This is a genomic window from Mesorhizobium sp. M7A.F.Ca.US.006.01.1.1, assembly GCF_003997935.1.
Lineage (GTDB): Bacteria > Pseudomonadota > Alphaproteobacteria > Rhizobiales > Rhizobiaceae > Mesorhizobium.
In genome coordinates this window covers 1-17,602 of sequence record NZ_RZQL01000150.1, presented here as the reverse complement: position 1 = coordinate 17,602, position 17,602 = coordinate 1, and the positions used below count along the sequence as shown (strand labels likewise).

At 64.3% G+C, this 17,602-nt stretch carries 15 protein-coding genes; all 15 read left to right on the top strand.

All coding sequences use genetic code 11. The annotated features are described in order from the left end of the window. The gene (gene rsmH, locus EN943_RS23825; RefSeq protein ID WP_127414867.1) at positions 1-939 is read left to right on the top strand and encodes a 16S rRNA (cytosine(1402)-N(4))-methyltransferase RsmH; all 939 of its coding nucleotides are present in this window, start codon (positions 1-3) and stop codon (positions 937-939) included. Positions 940-943: 4 nt separating this feature from the next. Next, entirely contained in the window at positions 944-1,342 is a 399-nt protein-coding gene (locus EN943_RS23820) for a hypothetical protein (protein ID WP_127414866.1), read from the top strand. After that, positions 1,339-3,048, top strand: a complete 1,710-nt coding sequence (locus EN943_RS23815) for a penicillin-binding protein 2 (protein WP_127414865.1) — start codon at positions 1,339-1,341, stop codon at positions 3,046-3,048. Before EN943_RS23820 ends, EN943_RS23815 begins: the two co-directional genes overlap by 4 nt. Positions 3,049-3,102: 54 nt before the next feature. Continuing rightward, entirely contained in the window at positions 3,103-4,557 is a 1,455-nt protein-coding gene (locus tag EN943_RS23810; protein WP_127414864.1) for a UDP-N-acetylmuramoyl-L-alanyl-D-glutamate--2,6-diaminopimelate ligase, read from the top strand. Next, a complete protein-coding gene (locus tag EN943_RS23805) occupies positions 4,554-6,008 on the top strand; it encodes a UDP-N-acetylmuramoylalanyl-D-glutamyl-2,6-diaminopimelate--D-alanyl-D-alanine ligase (RefSeq protein WP_127414863.1) in 1,455 nt (484 codons plus the stop codon). Before EN943_RS23810 ends, EN943_RS23805 begins: the two co-directional genes overlap by 4 nt. 19 nt (positions 6,009-6,027) lie before the next feature. Further along, a complete protein-coding gene (gene mraY, locus EN943_RS23800) occupies positions 6,028-7,110 on the top strand; it encodes a phospho-N-acetylmuramoyl-pentapeptide-transferase (protein ID WP_013530954.1) in 1,083 nt (360 codons plus the stop codon). 8 nt (positions 7,111-7,118) lie between these two features. Further along, the gene (gene murD / locus EN943_RS23795) at positions 7,119-8,519 is read left to right on the top strand and encodes a UDP-N-acetylmuramoyl-L-alanine--D-glutamate ligase (protein WP_127414862.1); all 1,401 of its coding nucleotides are present in this window, start codon (positions 7,119-7,121) and stop codon (positions 8,517-8,519) included. Next, positions 8,519-9,670: a putative lipid II flippase FtsW gene (gene ftsW / locus EN943_RS23790; RefSeq protein ID WP_027034940.1), complete on the top strand. Its 1,152-nt coding sequence runs from the start codon at positions 8,519-8,521 to the stop codon at positions 9,668-9,670. Before murD ends, ftsW begins: the two co-directional genes overlap by 1 nt. A 1-nt stretch (position 9,671) precedes the next feature. Next, the gene (murG, locus tag EN943_RS23785) at positions 9,672-10,799 is read left to right on the top strand and encodes an undecaprenyldiphospho-muramoylpentapeptide beta-N-acetylglucosaminyltransferase (RefSeq protein ID WP_127414861.1); all 1,128 of its coding nucleotides are present in this window, start codon (positions 9,672-9,674) and stop codon (positions 10,797-10,799) included. Next, a complete protein-coding gene (gene murC / locus EN943_RS23780; protein ID WP_127414860.1) occupies positions 10,796-12,202 on the top strand; it encodes a UDP-N-acetylmuramate--L-alanine ligase in 1,407 nt (468 codons plus the stop codon). The genes murG and murC overlap by 4 nt, the downstream gene beginning before the upstream one ends. Further along, the gene (gene murB / locus EN943_RS23775; protein WP_127414859.1) at positions 12,199-13,164 is read left to right on the top strand and encodes a UDP-N-acetylmuramate dehydrogenase; all 966 of its coding nucleotides are present in this window, start codon (positions 12,199-12,201) and stop codon (positions 13,162-13,164) included. Before murC ends, murB begins: the two co-directional genes overlap by 4 nt. 313 nt (positions 13,165-13,477) lie before the next feature. After that, a complete protein-coding gene (locus EN943_RS23770; RefSeq protein WP_064993821.1) occupies positions 13,478-14,404 on the top strand; it encodes a D-alanine--D-alanine ligase in 927 nt (308 codons plus the stop codon). Continuing rightward, a complete protein-coding gene (locus EN943_RS23765; RefSeq protein WP_127414858.1) occupies positions 14,392-15,333 on the top strand; it encodes a cell division protein FtsQ/DivIB in 942 nt (313 codons plus the stop codon). The genes EN943_RS23770 and EN943_RS23765 overlap by 13 nt, the downstream gene beginning before the upstream one ends. After that, the gene (gene ftsA, locus EN943_RS23760; protein ID WP_127328878.1) at positions 15,330-16,637 is read left to right on the top strand and encodes a cell division protein FtsA; all 1,308 of its coding nucleotides are present in this window, start codon (positions 15,330-15,332) and stop codon (positions 16,635-16,637) included. Before EN943_RS23765 ends, ftsA begins: the two co-directional genes overlap by 4 nt. Before the next feature lie 68 nt (positions 16,638-16,705). Next, positions 16,706-17,602, top strand: an 897-nt coding sequence (gene ftsZ, locus EN943_RS23755) for a cell division protein FtsZ (RefSeq protein WP_127414857.1), incomplete at its 3' end; no start/stop codon positions are given.

The window sequence follows — 17,602 nt, the reverse complement described above, 5'->3', positions numbered from 1 at the left end:
ATCTTGTCGCACGCGCCGCCGCAGGGCGACATCATCATCGACGGCACGTTCGGCGCCGGCGGCTACACCACGGCCATTCTGGCGACGGGCGCCTCCGTGGTGGCGATCGACCGCGATCCGGATGCCATTGCGGCCGGGCGCGATCTGGAAGTGCAGTCGGGGGGTCGGCTGCGGCTGGTGCAGGCGCCGTTCTCGACGCTGGACGAACATGTCGAGAGCGCCGACGGGATCGTGCTCGACATCGGCGTGTCCTCGATGCAGCTCGACCAGGCGGAGCGCGGGTTTTCGTTCCGCGCCGACGGGCCGCTCGACATGCGCATGGCGCAATCGGGCCTCAGCGCCGCCGATGTCGTCAATTCCTTCAAGCCGGGCGATCTTGCCCGCATCTTCGGCTTCCTGGGCGAGGAGCGTCATGCCGGGCGCATCGCCCGGATGATCGAGGCGCGCCGAGAAAAGCGCCCGTTCGAGGGCACGCTGGAGCTGGCCGACGCCATCGAGACGCATATCGGCCGGGCGCCGAAGGACAAGATCCATCCGGCGACGCGCGTCTTCCAGGCGCTGCGCATTTTCGTCAATGACGAGCTTGGCGAACTGGCCAAGGCCTTGTTTGCGGCCGAACGCGCGCTGAAGCCGGGCGGTCGGCTCGCCGTGGTGACGTTCCACTCGCTGGAAGACCGCATCGTCAAGCGCTTCATCGCCGACCGGGCCGACGTCGCGACCGGCTCGCGGCATTTGCCCGAGGCGCATGCGCGCACCGCGACGTTCCGCAAGGCGGGCGGCGGCGTGACTGCCGGCGACGCCGAGGTGGCGGCCAATCCGCGCGCCCGTTCGGCCAGGCTGCGCGCGGCGATCCGCACCGAGACGCCGGCGCGCGGCAGTGATTTGTCGATTTTCGGCCTTCCAAAGCTTCCCGGTATCGACCGGCCGGGGGAGAGGTAGCTAAGTGTTTCGTACCAGCGACATTGTCCTGATCGCCGTCATGGTTGCGGTCGCGGCCCTTACCTACAAGGCCAAGCGCGAGGCCGAGGAACAATTGGCTTCGGTGCAGAAGATCCATGCGCAGATACGCTATGAGGAGGACACGATCGACCTCCTCAAGGCCGACTGGAGCCTGCTTACCCAGCCGTCGCGGCTGCAGAAGCTCGCCGAACTCTACAAGTCGCAGCTCGAACTCGAGCCGGTCAGCGCTCGCCAGATCGGCGGCATCGGCGACCTGCCGGCCAAATCCCTTGACATCCAGGACATCCTGTCCGGACGCCAGGGCGGCATGGCCGACAATTCGGGCGGCAAGGCGTCGTCGGATGGCAGGGATCCCGTGGTGACCGGAGGCATCGCCCAATGATCGGCAAACTGCTGAAGCGTCGCGCCAGGACGAGTGAAGACGGATCGATCGTGGTCGAGGGCGCCCGCAAGGCGACCGGCGGCAAGGGCAGGACGCGCATCGTCATGACGATGGCGGTGTTCTTCGGCATCTTCTCGACCATATCAGGGCGGCTGGTCTATCTCGGCTTCCAGAGCCCCGATATGTCGGGCGGTCCGCAGAGCCGGGTGACGGCATCGCGGCCCGACATCGTCGACCGCAACGGCGAAGTGCTGGCCACGGATATCAAGACGGCGTCGCTGTTTGCAGAACCGCGCCGGATTGTCGACGCCGACGAGGCGATCGAGAAGCTGTCGACGGTGCTTCCGGACATCGACTATGAGCAGACCTACCACAAGCTGAAGAGCGGCGCCGGTTTCGTCTGGCTGCAGCGGCAGCTGACGCCCAAGCAGCAGTCCGACATCATGCAGCTCGGCATTCCCGGTTTCGGCTTCCGTACCGAAAAGCGCCGCTTCTATCCGAGCGGCGAGACCTCGTCCTACATTGTCGGCCTCACCAACATCGACAACCAGGGCATCTCCGGAATGGAGAAATATGTCGACGAGCAAGGGCTGAGCGACCTGCAGGCATCGGGCCTTGCCATCGCCAAGGATCTCAAGCCGGTAAAGCTTTCGATCGATCTGCGCGTGCAGCATGTCGTGCGCGACGAGATCGCCGCCGGCCTGGAGCGCTATCGTGCCATGGGGGCCGGCGCCGTCGTGCTCAACGTCAAGACCGGCGAAGTGGTGGCCATGGCCTCGGTGCCGGATTTTGATCCGAACAATCCCTACAATGCACAGGACAAAGACCGGCTGAACCGCATGTCGGCGGGCCTCTACGAGATGGGCTCGACCTTCAAGAGCTTCACATCCGCCATGGCGCTCGATTCCGGCAAGGCGACGATGGCGAGCCGCTTCGATGCTTCGCATCCAATCCGGGTCGGCCATCAGGCCATTCACGATTTCCATGGCAAGAACCGTGTGCTGTCCTTGCCGGAGGTGTTCCTCTATTCGTCCAACATCGGGTCGGCCAGGGAAGCCGAGATGGTCGGCATCGAGGGGCATCGCGAATTCCTGCATCGCCTTGGCATTCTGGACAGGATGCAGACCGAATTGCCGGAGACTGCCCGTCCGACTGAGCCGAAGGTCTGGAAACAGGTCAATTCGTTCACCATTGCTTTCGGCCATGGCGTGTCGACGACGCCGCTGCAAGCGGCTGTGGGCTGCGCGGCGTTGATGAATGGCGGCTTCCTGATGAACCCCACCTTTTTGGTGCGTACGCAGGCGGAAGCGATGGCCGCCGCCAAGAAAGTGGTGAGCGACAAGACCGTCGAAGGCATGCGCTACCTCTATTCGCTCAATGCCGAGAAGGGCTCTGCCCGAAATGCCAGAGTCCCCGGCTACCGCGTTGGTGGCAAGACCGGAACGGCCGAGAAGGTCGTCAACGGCCGCTACTCCAAGGACTTGAATTTCAACACCTTCGTCGCCGCCTTCCCGATGGACGATCCGCAGTATCTGGTGTTTACCATTGCCGATGCCCCGCACCCGGAAAAGCCTGGCATGACGGATGTCGCGGCCGCGAATGCGGGGGTTATGGCCGGCAATATCATCAGGCGTTCAGCTGCCATGCTTGGCGTGAAGCCAGATTTCAGCCATGAAAATGGTGCAACGCTGGTTTCCTATCAGTGATTCTTGGGGCGCGCCGGCAACAGCGCGCTATTTTGTTGCGGTGAACGGGACTCGATGAAGCTCAGAGATCTAGCCGGTATCCTGCCCGTCGAGGGAATAGCTTCCGTCGATCTGGAGGTTACAGGGATTTCTTCGGATTCCCGCCAGGTAAAAGCGGGCGTTGTCTTTTTTGCGCTCGCCGGAACCAAGGCCGACGGTGCCGTTTATGCCGCCGATGCCGCCGCGCGCGGTGCGGCCGCGATCGTGGCGGGCAAGGGCAGCACCATTGCCGGGCTCCCTGTACCGGTGCTGGCGGTCGACGATCCGCGCCTGGCGCTGGCGCTGAGTGCGGCACGCTATTTCGGCAAGCAGCCCGGGATCATGGTCGCGGTGACCGGCACCAGCGGCAAGACCTCGGTCGCCGCCTTCACCAGGCAGATCTGGGAGCAGGCCGGTTATGCCACCGCTTCGATTGGCACCACCGGCGTGGTGGCGCCTGGGCGCAACGACTATGGCTCGCTGACGACACCAGATCCGGTCGCCCTGCATCAATTGCTGCGGGAATTGGCCGATGCCGGCGTCACCCACGCCTCGATGGAAGCCTCCAGCCATGGGCTCGACCAGCGCCGCCTCGACGGCGTGAAGCTGGCCGCCGGCGGCTTCACCAATCTCGGCCGCGATCATATGGATTATCATCCGACCATCGAGGATTATCACCGCGCCAAACTGCGCCTGTTCGACACGCTGCTGCCGAAGGGCGCACCAGCCGTCATCTTCGCTGACGATCCATGGTCGGCGCCGACGACCCTGGCCGCACAGGCTGCCGGGCTCGAAGTGCTGACGGTCGGCCGCCATGGCGATTTCCTCAGGCTGAAGCGGGTCGAGCACGAGCGCCACCGCCAGCGGGCCGAGGTCGAGGCCGGCGGCATGCTCTACGAGATCGACCTGCCGCTGGCCGGTGATTTCCAGATTTCGAACGCGCTGGTTTCGGCGGGTCTTGCCATCTCCACGGGAACACCTGTCGCCAAAGCCTTGATGGCGTTGGAGAAACTGAAGGGTGCGCCGGGCCGGCTCGACCTCGTCGGCACCACCGGCAATGGCGCGCCGGTCTATGTCGATTATGCCCACAAGCCCGACGCGCTCGAAAACGTGCTGTCCTCGGTGCGCCCATTCACCACCGGCCGCGTCATCGTGGTGTTCGGCTGTGGCGGCGACCGCGACCGCGGCAAGCGACCGATCATGGGCGAGATTGCGACGCGGCTTGCAGATGTCGTCATCGTCACCGACGACAATCCGCGCTCCGAAGTGCCGGAAACGATCCGCGCCGCCATCCTCGCGGCGGCTCCCGGCGCCATCGAGATCGGCGACCGGCGCCAGGCGATCCACGAAGCGGTCGCCATGCTGCATGCCGGCGACACGCTGATCGTGGCCGGCAAAGGCCATGAGGAGGGCCAGACGGTCGGCTCCGAGACCTTGCATTTCTCCGATCACGAGGAAGTCCGCGCGGCACTCACGGAGCGTGCCGCATGAGCTTGCTGTGGACCTCCGAGGCGCTGGTTGCCGCCATGGACGGGCGGCCGCTCGGGCCGATGCCGGACGGCATTTCAGGCATTTCGATCGACAGCCGCAGCCTGCAGCCGGGCGACGCCTTCTTCGCCATCAAGGGCGAGGCGATGGACGGCCATGACTTCGCAACATCAGCCATCAAGGCCGGCGCCGGCGTGCTGGTGGTGGCCGAAGGCAAGCTGCCGTCGCTCGGCCGGCTGACAGCGCCGATCATCGTTGTCGAGGACGTGCTGGTCGCGCTGGAAAAGCTTGGAGTTGCGTCGCGCGCCCGCTCGAGCGCGAAAATCATCGCTGTGACCGGTTCGGCCGGCAAGACCACCACCAAGGAAGCGCTGCGCCATGTGCTGCAAGCCGTCGGCAAGGTGCATGCCTCGGCGCAGTCCTTCAACAATCACTGGGGCGTGCCGCTGACTTTGGCACGCATGCCTGATGATTGCGACTATGCCGTGTTCGAGATCGGCATGAACCATCCCGACGAGATCCGTCCGCTGGTCAAGATGGTGAGGCCGCATGTCGCCATCGTCACCATGATCGCGGCCGCCCACCTTGGTTTCTTCCGCAATCTGGACGAGATCGCCAAGGCCAAGGCCGAGATTTTCGAGGGGCTGGAGCCCGAGGGGGCCGCCGTCCTCAACCGCGACGATGCGCGCTTCAAGCTGCTCGACAAGATGGCCCATGCCGCCGGTGTCGAGCACGTCTACGGCTTCGGCGAGAATGCGCGCTCTACCTTCAAGCTCACCAAATGCGAATTGCATGCGGATCATTCCGACATCGCCGCCCGGATCGGCGGCCACGAAGTGCTGGCGCGGATCGGCGCGCCCGGCCGCCATATGGTGCAGAACGTGCTGGCGGTGCTGGGTGCGGCGCATCTGGTCGGCGCCGATCTCGACAAGGTGGCTTCAGCACTGGCCGATCTTTCCGCCGAACGCGGGCGCGGCAAGCGCCATCTGCTGCGCCATCCCGGTGGCTCGACTTCGCACCCGGGTGGACTGATCACGCTGATCGACGAGAGCTACAACGCCAATCCGGCATCGATGGCTGCTGCCATGGCATTGCTCAACGCGACGCCGGTGACGGGCGAGGGCCGCCGCATCGCCGTGCTCGGCGACATGCTCGAACTCGGCGATCATTCGGCCAAGCTGCATGCAGCCCTTGCCGATCTCATCGTCGGCACGGGCACGCAGACCGTCTTCCTCGGCGGCCCGGAAATGCGGGCGCTGGCCGAAGCGCTGCCGGCTGAGATCAAGACGGAATACCGCGCCGGTGTCGAGGAGTTGAAGCCGGTGCTGCTTGCCGCGCTGAAGCCGGGTGACGTGGTGATGATCAAATCGTCGAAGGGCATCGGTTTTGCAAAACTGGTCGATGCGCTGCTGGGCAAGTTCCCGGCTGAATCGACAGCCAGAAAACAGACCTAGGTCGGGGGACGAAAAGCGCATGTTTACACTGCTCGTCGATTTTGCGGACAAGGTCTCGGTCTTCAATGTCTTCCGCTACATCACCTTCCGCACCGGTGGGGCGCTGATCACGTCGGCGCTGATCGTCTTCATCTTCGGGCCGACCATCATCAATTCGCTGCGGCTGCGGCAAGGCAAGGGTCAGCCGATCCGCGCCGACGGGCCGCAGACACATTTCAAGAAGGCCGGCACGCCGACCATGGGCGGGCTGATGATTCTGTCGGGCATCATCGGCTCGTCGCTTTTGTGGGCGAACCTGTCGAGCATCTATGTCTGGGTGGTGCTGCTGGTGACGCTGGGCTTCGGCTCGATCGGCTTTTACGACGATTATCTGAAGGTGACCAAGCAGTCGCATCTCGGCTTTTCCGGCAAGGCACGCCTGGCGCTTGAATTCGTCATCGCGGGCATCGCCGCCTGGGTGATCATGCACAATGGCCAGGCGCCGTTCTCGTCGTCGCTGACATTTCCCTTCGCCAAGGAATTCATCGTCAATCTCGGCTGGTTCTTCATTCCGTTCTCCTGCTTCGTCATCGTCGGCGCCGGCAATGCGGTGAACCTGACCGACGGCCTGGACGGCCTGGCGATCGTGCCAATCATGATCGCGGCGGCCTCCTTCGGCGTCATCGCCTATCTCTCGGGCAATGCGGTGTTCGCTGAATACCTGCAGATCCATTTCGTGCCCGGCACCGGTGAACTGGCGGTCGTGCTCGGCGCGGTCATCGGCGCTGGCCTCGGCTTCCTCTGGTTCAATGCGCCGCCTGCGGCGATCTTCATGGGCGATACCGGCTCGCTGGCGATGGGCGGCCTGATCGGCACGGTCGCCGTCGCCACCAAGCACGAGATCGTGCTGGTCATCGTCGGCGGATTGTTCGTCGTCGAAATCCTGTCGGTCATCATCCAGGTCGGCTACTTCAAGATGACCGGCAAGCGGGTGTTCCTGATGGCGCCGATCCACCATCATTTCGAAAAGCTCGGCTGGACCGAAAGCCAGGTGGTGATCCGCTTCTGGATCATCGCCGTCATCCTGGCGCTGGTCGGCCTGTCGACCCTCAAGCTGAGATAGGAAGCCCTTTGATCCCCGCCGCATCCTTTTCAGGCAAGCGCGTTTCGCTCTTCGGGCTCGGTGGCTCGGGGATTGCGACGGCGCGCGCGCTGATCGAGGGCGGCGCGGACGTGCTGGCCTGGGACGACAATCCCGACAGCGTGGCCAAGGCCGCCGTTGCCGGTATCGCGACCGCTGATTTGCGCGGCGCCGACTGGGCGAAATTCTCGGCCTTCGTGCTGTCGCCGGGCGTGCCGCTGACTCATCCCAAGCCGCATTGGACGGTGGAGCTGGCGCGCGGTTCAGGCGTCGAGATCATCGGCGACATCGAGCTTTTCTGCCGCGAGCGGATGCTGAGCGCGCCGACGGCCCCCTTCATCGCCATCACCGGCACCAACGGCAAGTCGACGACGACCGCGCTGACCGCGCACATCCTGAAAGCCGCGGGACGCGACACCCAGATGGGCGGCAATATCGGCCGCGCGGTGATGACGCTCGATCCGCCCGAGCCCGATCGGCGCTATGTCGTCGAATGCTCGTCCTACCAGATCGATCTCGCGCCCTCGATCAATCCGACGGCCGGCATCCTGCTCAACCTAACGCCCGACCATCTCGACCGCCACGGCACCATGCAGCACTACGCCGCGATCAAGGAGCGGCTGGTGGCCGGCAGCGAGACGGCGATCGTCGGGATCGACGATTCCTGGTGCTCGCAGATCGCCGAGCGGCTGGAGCGGGCGGGGCGGCAGGTCATCCGTATTTCCAAGCGGCTGCCGCTGACCGATGGCTATTTCGCCGATGGCAGCAACCTGATGGAAGCGGTGCATGGCCGTTACAGCCGTGTCGCCTTCCTCGAAGGCATCGGTTCGCTGCGCGGCCAGCACAATGCCCAGAACGCTCTGGCGGCGGTCGCCGCTTGCCTTAAGGTCGGGCTGGAGCTTGGCGAGATCCAGTCGGGGCTGGAAAGCTTCCCCGGCCTCGCGCACCGCATGGAGCAGGTCGGCCGCAAGGACCACGTGCTGTTCATCAACGATTCCAAGGCGACCAATGCCGATGCTGCGGCGCCGGCGCTGTCCAGCTTCGCGCGCATCTACTGGATCGCCGGCGGCCTGCCCAAGGAAGGCGGCATCGAACCGTTGCGCGGCTTCTTCCCGCGCATCGCCAAGGCCTATCTTATCGGTGAGGCCGCCCCCGCCTTTTCGGCGACGCTGGGCGAGGCAGTTCCCTACGAGATCTCAGGCACGCTGGCCGCGGCGGTCGAGCATGCCGCGCACGATGCGGCTAAGGACGACAGCGGCGAGGCGGTGGTGCTGCTGTCGCCGGCCTGCGCCAGCTTCGACCAGTTCAAGAATTTCGAAGTCCGCGGCGAAGCCTTCAGGCAAGCTGCGAATGCTATCGAGGGTGTGAAACCCATCGGAGGGGCACGATAATGCAGAGCCGTCTCGACAAAAGTCCGGTTGCGACCTGGTGGTGGACGATCGATCGCTGGTTCCTGGCGGCGTTCCTGTCGCTGATGGGGCTTGGCATCGTCTTGTCCTTCGCGGCCAGCCCGGCGGTGGCCGAACGCATCGGCCTCGACAGTTTCCACTTTGCCACCAGGCAGATCATCTTCACTGTGCCGGCGCTCGGCGTGATGCTGGCCGTTTCCTTCCTCGATTCCAGGCAGATCCGGCGCATGGCGCTGATCATGCTGTGCCTGATGCTGGTGCTGATGGTGGCAGTGCTCTACATCGGCGTCGAGGTGAAGGGCGCGCGCCGCTGGGTGTCGCTTGCCGGCCTGTCGATCCAGCCGTCGGAATTCCTGAAGCCAGCCTTCGTCATCATGTGTGCCTGGCTTTTCGCCGAGCACAAGCGCCAGCCCGACATTCCGGGCAATCTTTTCGCCATGCTGCTGCTGGTGCTGGTCGTGTCGCTGCTGGTGGCGCAACCGGACCTCGGCCAGACCATGCTGACGACCGGCACCTGGGGCATCATGTTCTTCATGGCCGGGCTGCCCTGGCTGTGGATCGTCGCGCTCGGCGCAGCCGGCGTCGGCGGCGTCTTTGCCGCCTATACGGTGTTCCCGCACGTTGCCTTGCGCATCGACAAGTTCCTCACCGGCGAGGGCGACACGTTCCAGGTCGACATGGGGCGCGAGGCGCTGATCAATGGCGGCTGGTTCGGTGTCGGACCGGGCGAGGGCACCGTCAAGCGCGTCATCCCCGATAGCCATGCCGACTTCGTCTTCTCGGTCGCGGGCGAAGAGTTCGGGCTGATCATGTGCTTCTTCATCATGTCGATCTTCGCCTTCATCGTGCTGCGCGGCCTCAACACGGCGCTGAAGGAGCATGACGATTTCACCCGCTATGCGGTCGGCGGCCTCGTCACCGTGTTCGGCCTGCAGGCGGTCATCAACATGTGCGTCAACCTCCAGCTCGTGCCGGCCAAGGGTATGACGCTGCCGTTCATCTCCTATGGCGGCTCCTCGCAGATCGCCATCGCCATCTCGATGGGCATGGTGCTGGCGCTGACACGCAAGCGGCCGGAAAAGCGCAAGCAGATGGGCTTTGGCCTGTCGCAACGCGCCGTGCCGGCGGAGTGATATGGCCAGAGGCGTCATCCTTCTCGCGGCAGGCGGAACCGGTGGGCATCTTTTCCCGGCCGAGGCGCTGGCGCATGAGCTGAACGAGCGCGGCTGGTCGGTGCATCTGGCGACCGACGACCGTGCCGAGCGTTTCGCCGGTCATTTCCCGGCCGCCGCCGTCCATCCGATCCAGTCGGCGACGTTGGGCTCGAAAAACCCTTTTGCCCTGCTTGGCGCCTTCTGGAAAATCTGGCGCGGCGTGCGCCAGGCTTCCGCCGTTATCGCCAGGATCAAGCCGGATGCGGTCGTCGGCTTCGGCGGCTATCCGACCTTGCCGCCGCTCTACGCGGCAACACGGCGCAAGGTGCCGACCCTGATCCATGAGCAGAACGCGGTGATGGGGCGCGCCAACCGGGCGCTGGCCGGCCGTGTCGACGCCATCGCCGGCGGCTTCCTGCCGCAGGACACCAGTGCTGCCGGGGTGAAGACGGTGACGACAGGCAATCCGGTCAGGCCCGCGGTGCTGGAAGCGGCCAGGACGGCTTATGTGGCATCGAGCGGGGAGCAGCCGTTCCGCCTGCTGGTGTTCGGCGGCAGCCAGGGCGCTCAGTTCTTTTCGGATGCCGTGCCGGGAGCCATCGCACTCCTTTCCGACGCCCAGCGCAAGCGGCTGGTGATTACCCAACAAGCGCGCGCGGATGACGTGGCGCGGGTCAAGGCGGCCTATGCCACCCTTGGCGTCGCCGTCGAGGTCTCGCCCTTCTTCACCGACATGGCGCAGCGCATGGCGGCTGCGCACCTGGTGATCTCGCGCTCCGGCGCCTCGACCGTCTCGGAGATCGCCGTCATCGGCCGGCCGGCGTTGCTGGTGCCTTACCCCTATGCGCTCGATCACGACCAGGCGGCGAACGCAGCGGCACTTGCCGCTGCCGGCGGCGGCGAAGTGCATCCGCAATCCTCGCTCTCGTCCGAACGCATCGCAGCGCTTGTCGGCGGGCTGATGGACGCCCCCGAGCGGCTGTCGGCCATGGCGGCTGGCGCGAAATCGGCAGGCAGGCCGGACGCGGCACGGTTGCTCGCTGATCTCACAGAGGCTATTGCGTCCAAAAAAGCCGTTTCGGATTTCAGGAAGGGGACGCACGCATGAAGATGCCGCAGACCATCGGCCTTGTGCATTTCATCGGCATTGGCGGCATCGGCATGAGCGGCATTGCCGAAGTGCTGCACAATCTTGGCTACAAGGTGCAAGGGTCCGACCAGGCCGAAAGCGCCAACGTGCAGCGGCTGCGCGACAAGGGCATCGAATGCTTCGTCGGTCATAGGGCCGAAAATCTCGGCGATGCCGAGGTTGTCGTTGTCTCGACGGCGATCAAGAAATCCAACCCCGAGCTGAAGGCCGCGCGCGAAAAGCTGCTGCCGATCGTGCGCCGGGCCGAAATGCTGGCCGAGCTGATGCGCTTTCGCCAGGCGGTGGCGATCGGCGGCACGCATGGCAAGACGACGACGACCTCGATGGTGGCGACGTTGCTTGATGCCGGCGGGCTCGATCCGACCGTCATCAATGGCGGCATCATCAATGCCTATGGCACCAATGCGCGCATGGGCGACGGCGAATGGATGGTGGTCGAGGCCGACGAGAGCGACGGCACTTTCCTGAAACTACCGGCGGAGATCGCGGTCGTCACCAACATCGATCCCGAGCATCTCGATCACTATGGCAGCTTCGACAAGGTGCGCGAGGCGTTCCGCCAGTTCGTCGAGAACGTGCCGTTCTACGGTTTTGGCGTGATGTGCACCGATCACCCCGAGGTGCAGGCGCTGGTCAGCCGCATCGAGGACCGCCGGGTCATCACCTATGGCGAGAATGCGCAGGCCGACGTGCGCTTCACCAATCACCGCATGGCAGGTGCCATTTCGGAATTCGACGTGGTGATCCGCGACCGCAAGACCGGCGGCCAGACTGTCATAGCAGGCCTGCGCCTGCCGATGCCCGGTCGCCACAACGTCTCCAACGCGACGGCAGCAATCGCGGTCGCGCATGAGCTCGGCCTGTCGGCCGAGGCGATCAAGAAGGGCCTGTCGTCCTTCGCCGGCGTCAAGCGCCGCTTCACCCATACCGGTTCGTGGGACGGCGTCGAAATATTCGACGACTACGGCCACCATCCGGTCGAAATCTCGGCGGTGCTGAAGGCGGCGCGCAGCGCCACCAACGGTCGCGTCATCGCCATCGCCCAGCCGCATCGCTTCACCCGGCTGCATGATCTGTTCAACGAGTTTTCCACCTGCTTCAACGACGCCGATACGGTGATGGTGGCGCCGGTCTACGCGGCCGGCGAAGAGCCGATCGACGGCGTCAGCTCGGACGCGCTGGTGTCGCGCATCCGCGCCGGCGGCCATCGCGACGCGCGCTACATCGAGGGTCCGGCGGCGATTGCGCCCATCATCCGTGATCTGGCCAAGCCGGGCGATTTCGTCGTCTTCCTTGGCGCAGGCAACATCACCCAATGGGCCTATGCGTTGCCCAAGGAGCTTGGCGGGACCGTGTCATGATGCACGGCCAGGCCCTGATCGACAGACTGGGCGACCGGCTTGCCGGCCTGCGCGGCCGCCTGACGCCGAATGCAGAGATGGACAAGATCACCTGGTTCCGTGCCGGGGGGCTGGCTGAAGCGTTGTTCCAGCCGGCCGATGAGGAGGATCTTGCCGCGTTCCTGAAAGCCGTTCCCGAAGAGATACCGCTGACGGTCGTTGGCGTCGGCTCCAACCTTCTGGTCCGCGATGGCGGCATCGAGGGCTTTGTCATTCGGCTTTCGGCCAAGGGCTTCGGCGATGCCGAGGTGATTTCGCCAATCAGGATCAAGGCGGGAGCTGCAACCCCCGACAAGCGCGTCGCAGCGGTGGCGCTCGAGGCCGGCATTGGCGGCTTTCATTTCTACCACGGCATTCCGGGTGCAACCGGCGGTGCGCTGCGGATGAACGCAGGCGCCAACGGCGTCGAGACGCGCGAGCGCGTCCTCGAAGTGCGCGCGCTCGACCGCAAGGGCAATGTGCAGACGCTGAGCAATGCCGATATGGGTTACGCCTATCGCCATTCGGCGGCGCCTGCCGGGCTGATCTTCACCTCGGCCGTGTTCGAGGGCTTTGCCGAGGAAAGAGCGGCGATCAAGGCGGCGATGGAGGCCGTGCAGAACCATCGTGAAACCGTGCAGCCGATCCGCGAGAAGACCGGTGGCTCGACGTTCAAGAATCCGGAAGGCACGTCGGCCTGGAAGGAGATCGACAGAGCGGGCTGCCGCGGCCTGATGATCGGCGGGGCGCAGATGTCGCCGATGCATTGCAACTTCATGATCAACACGGGAACCGCGACCGGCTACGACCTTGAATATCTCGGCGAGACGGTGCGCACGCGGGTGCTGGAGAATTCCGGTATCCGGCTGCAATGGGAAATCAAGCGCATCGGCAATTTCCGGCCGGGGCATGCTGTCCAGGAGTTTCTCGGGCAGCTCCTTTAAGGTGCGCTCTGGCGCGTGTTGAAGTTCATGTGATGCATGAACTTCAACGAGTTCGAAACGGTCCGCGACCGTTGCCGCAAAGACTCAACGACACGCTTTTCGCATCCATTTTCTCAGAAAGTGAATCTCTCGGAATCGTAAGCACTTGCCAGTGAATCAACTCTCTGATTCTCTGCTCGAAAGCGTTTCCTGATTTGAGTCGTTCGACGCGTTTTCAGCGTTTTCCGTCTGGGGGGCAACCTGCCGGGAGACTCTGACTCAATGTTGCGGAAAATCTGGTTTTGGTCCGCCGTGAGAGAGGGGATGCCGGGGAATGAAAAACAAGCATGTGGCCGTCCTGCTGGGTGGTTTTTCGTCCGAGCGGCCCGTGTCTCTGTCCTCGGGAAAGGCTTGCGCCGATGAGCTTGAGAAGGAAGGTTACCAGGTCACCCGCGTCGATGTCGGGCGCGATGTCGGCTCCGTGCTTGCCGAGCTCAAGCCCGATGTCGCCTTCAATGCGCTGCACGGCCCTTTTGGCGAGGACGGCACCATTCAGGGCATCCTGGAATATCTCGGCATTCCCTACACCCATTCCGGCGTGCTCGCCTCGGCTCTGGCCATGAACAAGGAGCAGGCCAAGCGGGTTGCCAAGTCGGTCGGCATCGTGGTTGCCGAATCGAAGGTTGCCAGCCGCTTCGCCATCCAGAACAAGCATCCGATGAAGCCGCCCTATGTTGTCAAGCCGGTCAATGAGGGTTCGAGCTTTGGTGTCGTCATCGTGCATGAAGGCCAGTCGCATCCGCCGCAGGTTCTTGGCTCGTCGGAGTGGAAATATGGCGATACCGTCATGGTCGAGCGCTACATTCACGGCAGGGAGCTGACCTGCGCGGTGATGGGCGATGTGGCGCTGGGGGTCTGTGAGATCATCCCGACCGGTCATTCCTTCTACGACTATGATTCAAAATATGTCGCTGGGGGATCAAAGCACGAATGCCCCGCAAAAGTTTCACCGAATATTTACCAAAAAATACAAACACTGGCGCTCAAGGCTCACCAAGCGATCGGCTGTCGGGGCGTTTCCCGGTCGGACTTCCGTTATGACGATCGTCATTCCGAAAACGGCGAGATTGTCTGGCTCGAGGTCAACACCCAGCCGGGTATGACGCCGACGTCTTTGGTGCCTGAAATCGCCGCCCAGGCCGGGCACTCGTTTGGCGATTTGTTGAGTTGGATGGTGGAGGACGCTTCGTGTCTGCGTTGAAATGGGGACAAGGTAGGGAGAGGGGCGCGGCCGGGCCGGCGCTGTTCGGCCTGTCGTTGTCGTTGGACCATTTCGTACTGCCGCGGATGCTGCGCCGTCCGGTGCGCATTCTGACGCGCCTCGGTGTCGGGGAATTCCAGGCGCCGCGCTTTTCCGCGGCCATGATGTCGGCCGTGCTGATTGCCTCGAGCAGTGCCTATGGCGCCTATCTCGGCGGCCATGTCGACGGTATCGTGCAGAGCATCACAGCCCGCACCGGATTTGCCGTCGATCAGGTCAAGGTGGTCGGCAATCGCCAGACCTCGGAAATCGATATACTCGACAGGCTTGAACTTGATGGCTGGACCTCGCTGATTGGCTTTAATGCCGAGGCGGCGCGCGAGCGGATTTCCGGCCTGCCGTGGATCGAGGTCGCGGCGGTGCGCAAGGTCTATCCGCACACGCTGGAAGTGCGTGTCGAGGAGCGCGAGGCTTTCGCGCTCTGGCAGCAGGGCGACGAGCTTTCGGTCATCGAGAGGAATGGTGCCATGATCGCGCCGTTCTCGGGCGGCAAGCAGGTGCTCCTGCCGCTGCTGATCGGCACCGGCGCACCGGCGAGCGCGCCCGATTTCCTGGCCAAGGTCGAAAAATATCCCGAGCTCGCGAGCCGGATCAAAGGTTATATCCGCGTCGGCGAGCGGCGCTGGGACCTGAAGCTGGACAATGGCATCACCATCAAGCTTCCCGAGGACGGCGAGGATCAGGCGCTCGCCGAACTCGTGAAGATGGATCATGACACCGGCTTGCTGTCGCGCGACATCGCCGCCGTCGACATGCGCCTGACGGACCGGCTGGTCGTGCAGTTGACGGCGGAAGCGGCGACGCAGCGCGAAGCCGCCCTCAACGAGAAACCCAAGAGCCTGAAGCGCAAGCCGGAGACGAAGATATGAGCTGGCTTGGCGGTCCTGGCGATGCCGCGTCGCGCCGGTCCGGCACCCTGACGGTGCTGGATGTCGGTTCGAGCAAGGTCTGCTGCATGGTGGCCAAGCTCAAGCCGTGCGATGACGGCAAGCTGCTGCGCGGCCGCTCGCACCGGATCCAGGTGATCGGCATCGGCCATCAGAAGTCGCAAGGCGTGAAGTCTGGTGTCGTGGTCGATCTCGATAGGGCGGAACATGCCATCCGCCTTTCCGTCGACGCGGCCGAGCGCATGGCCGGGCTGACGGTCGATTCGCTGATCGTCAACATGACGGCCGGCCGGCTGAAGAGCGAAGCCTTCTCCGCCACCATCAATCTTGGCGGCCATGAGGCCGACGAGGCTGATATCAAGCGCGTTCTCGGCGCCGGCGCCAAGCAGGCGCTGAAGGCCGAGCGCGAGGTGATCCATTCGCTTCCCGTCGGCTTCTCGCTGGATGCCGAACGCGGCGTGCGCGATCCGCGCGGCATGGTCGGCGACGCACTCGGCGTCGACATGCATGTGCTGACCGGCGACGCCGCTCCGATGCGCAATCTGGAACTGTCCATCAACCGTTCGCATCTGTCGGTCGAACGCATGGTGGCGACGCCCTATGCCAGCGGCCTGGCGGCCCTGGTCGACGACGAACTGGAAATGGGCGCGGCCTGCATCGACATGGGCGGCGGCACGACGACGATCTCGGTGTTTTCGGAAGGCAGGTTCGTCCATGGCGACGCCATCGCCATCGGCGGCAACCACGTCACGCTGGATATGGCCAAGGGGCTGTCGACCTCGCTTGATGCCGCCGAACGGCTGAAGGTGATGCATGGCTCGGCGCTGCCGGGCAGCGCAGACGACCGCGACCTGGTCTCGATCCAGCCGATCGGCGACGATGGTGACGTGCCCTTGCAGATCCCGCGCTCGGTGATGACGCGCATCGTGCGCGCCCGCATCGACGAGACGCTCGAATTGCTGCGCGACCGGCTGAACAAGTCCGGCTATGGCAATGCAGTTGGCAAGCGTGTGGTTCTTACCGGCGGTGCCAGCCAGCTTGCCGGCCTGCCGGAGGCGGCGCGCCGCATCCTGGGGCGCAATGTGCGCATCGGCCGCCCGCTCGGCGTGGCCGGCCTGCCGGAAGCGGCGAAGGGGCCGGCCTTCTCGGCTGCGGTGGGGCTTCTGATCTATCCGCAGATGGCGAGCTTCGAGAGCCATCCGGCGAAAGGAATTTCCGGTCTCAAAATGACCGGAACGGGCGGAAAACTGCATCGCATGAGTCAGTGGTTGAGAGACAGTTTCTAAAATTGACGGGGACAGCCCCATAGGCGGCCGCGGCGGCGAAGCGGCGTGAAAGGCAAAGGACGGAGACAATGACCATCAATCTGCAAAAGCCGGACATCACCGAGCTTAAGCCGCGCATCACCGTGTTCGGTGTCGGCGGCGGCGGCGGCAATGCCGTCAACAACATGATCACCGCCGGTTTGCGCGGTGTCGAGTTCGTGGTGGCCAACACCGACGCGCAGGCGCTGACCATGTCGAAGGCGGGCCGCCTGATCCAGCTCGGCGCGCATGTCACCGAGGGCCTTGGCGCCGGCTCGCAGCCGGAAGTCGGCCGTGCGGCGGCGGAAGAGTGCATCGATGAAATCCTCGATCACCTGACCAACACCCATATGTGCTTCGTCACCGCCGGCATGGGCGGCGGCACCGGCACCGGTGCTGCTCCGGTCGTTGCCCGCGCAGCGCGCGAAAAGGGCATCCTCACCGTCGGCGTCGTCACCAAGCCGTTCCACTTCGAAGGCCAGCGCCGCATGAAGACCGCGGATTTCGGCATCGAGGAATTGCAGAAATGCGTCGATACGCTGATCGTCATCCCCAACCAGAACCTGTTCCGGCTGGCCAATGACAAGACCACCTTCGCCGACGCCTTCGCCATGGCCGACCAGGTGCTCTATTCCGGTGTCGCCTGCATCACCGATCTGATGGTCAAGGAAGGCCTGATCAATCTCGACTTCGCCGACGTCCGTTCCGTCATGCGCGAGATGGGCAAGGCGATGATGGGCACCGGCGAGGCTTCCGGCGAGGGCCGCGCGATGGCCGCCGCCGAGGCGGCGATCGCCAACCCGCTGCTCGACGAGACCTCGATGAAGGGCGCCAAGGGCCTGCTGATCTCGATCACCGGCGGCCGCGACCTGACGCTGTTCGAAGTCGACGAAGCCGCGACCCGTATCCGCGAGGAAGTTGACCAGGACGCCAACATCATCCTGGGC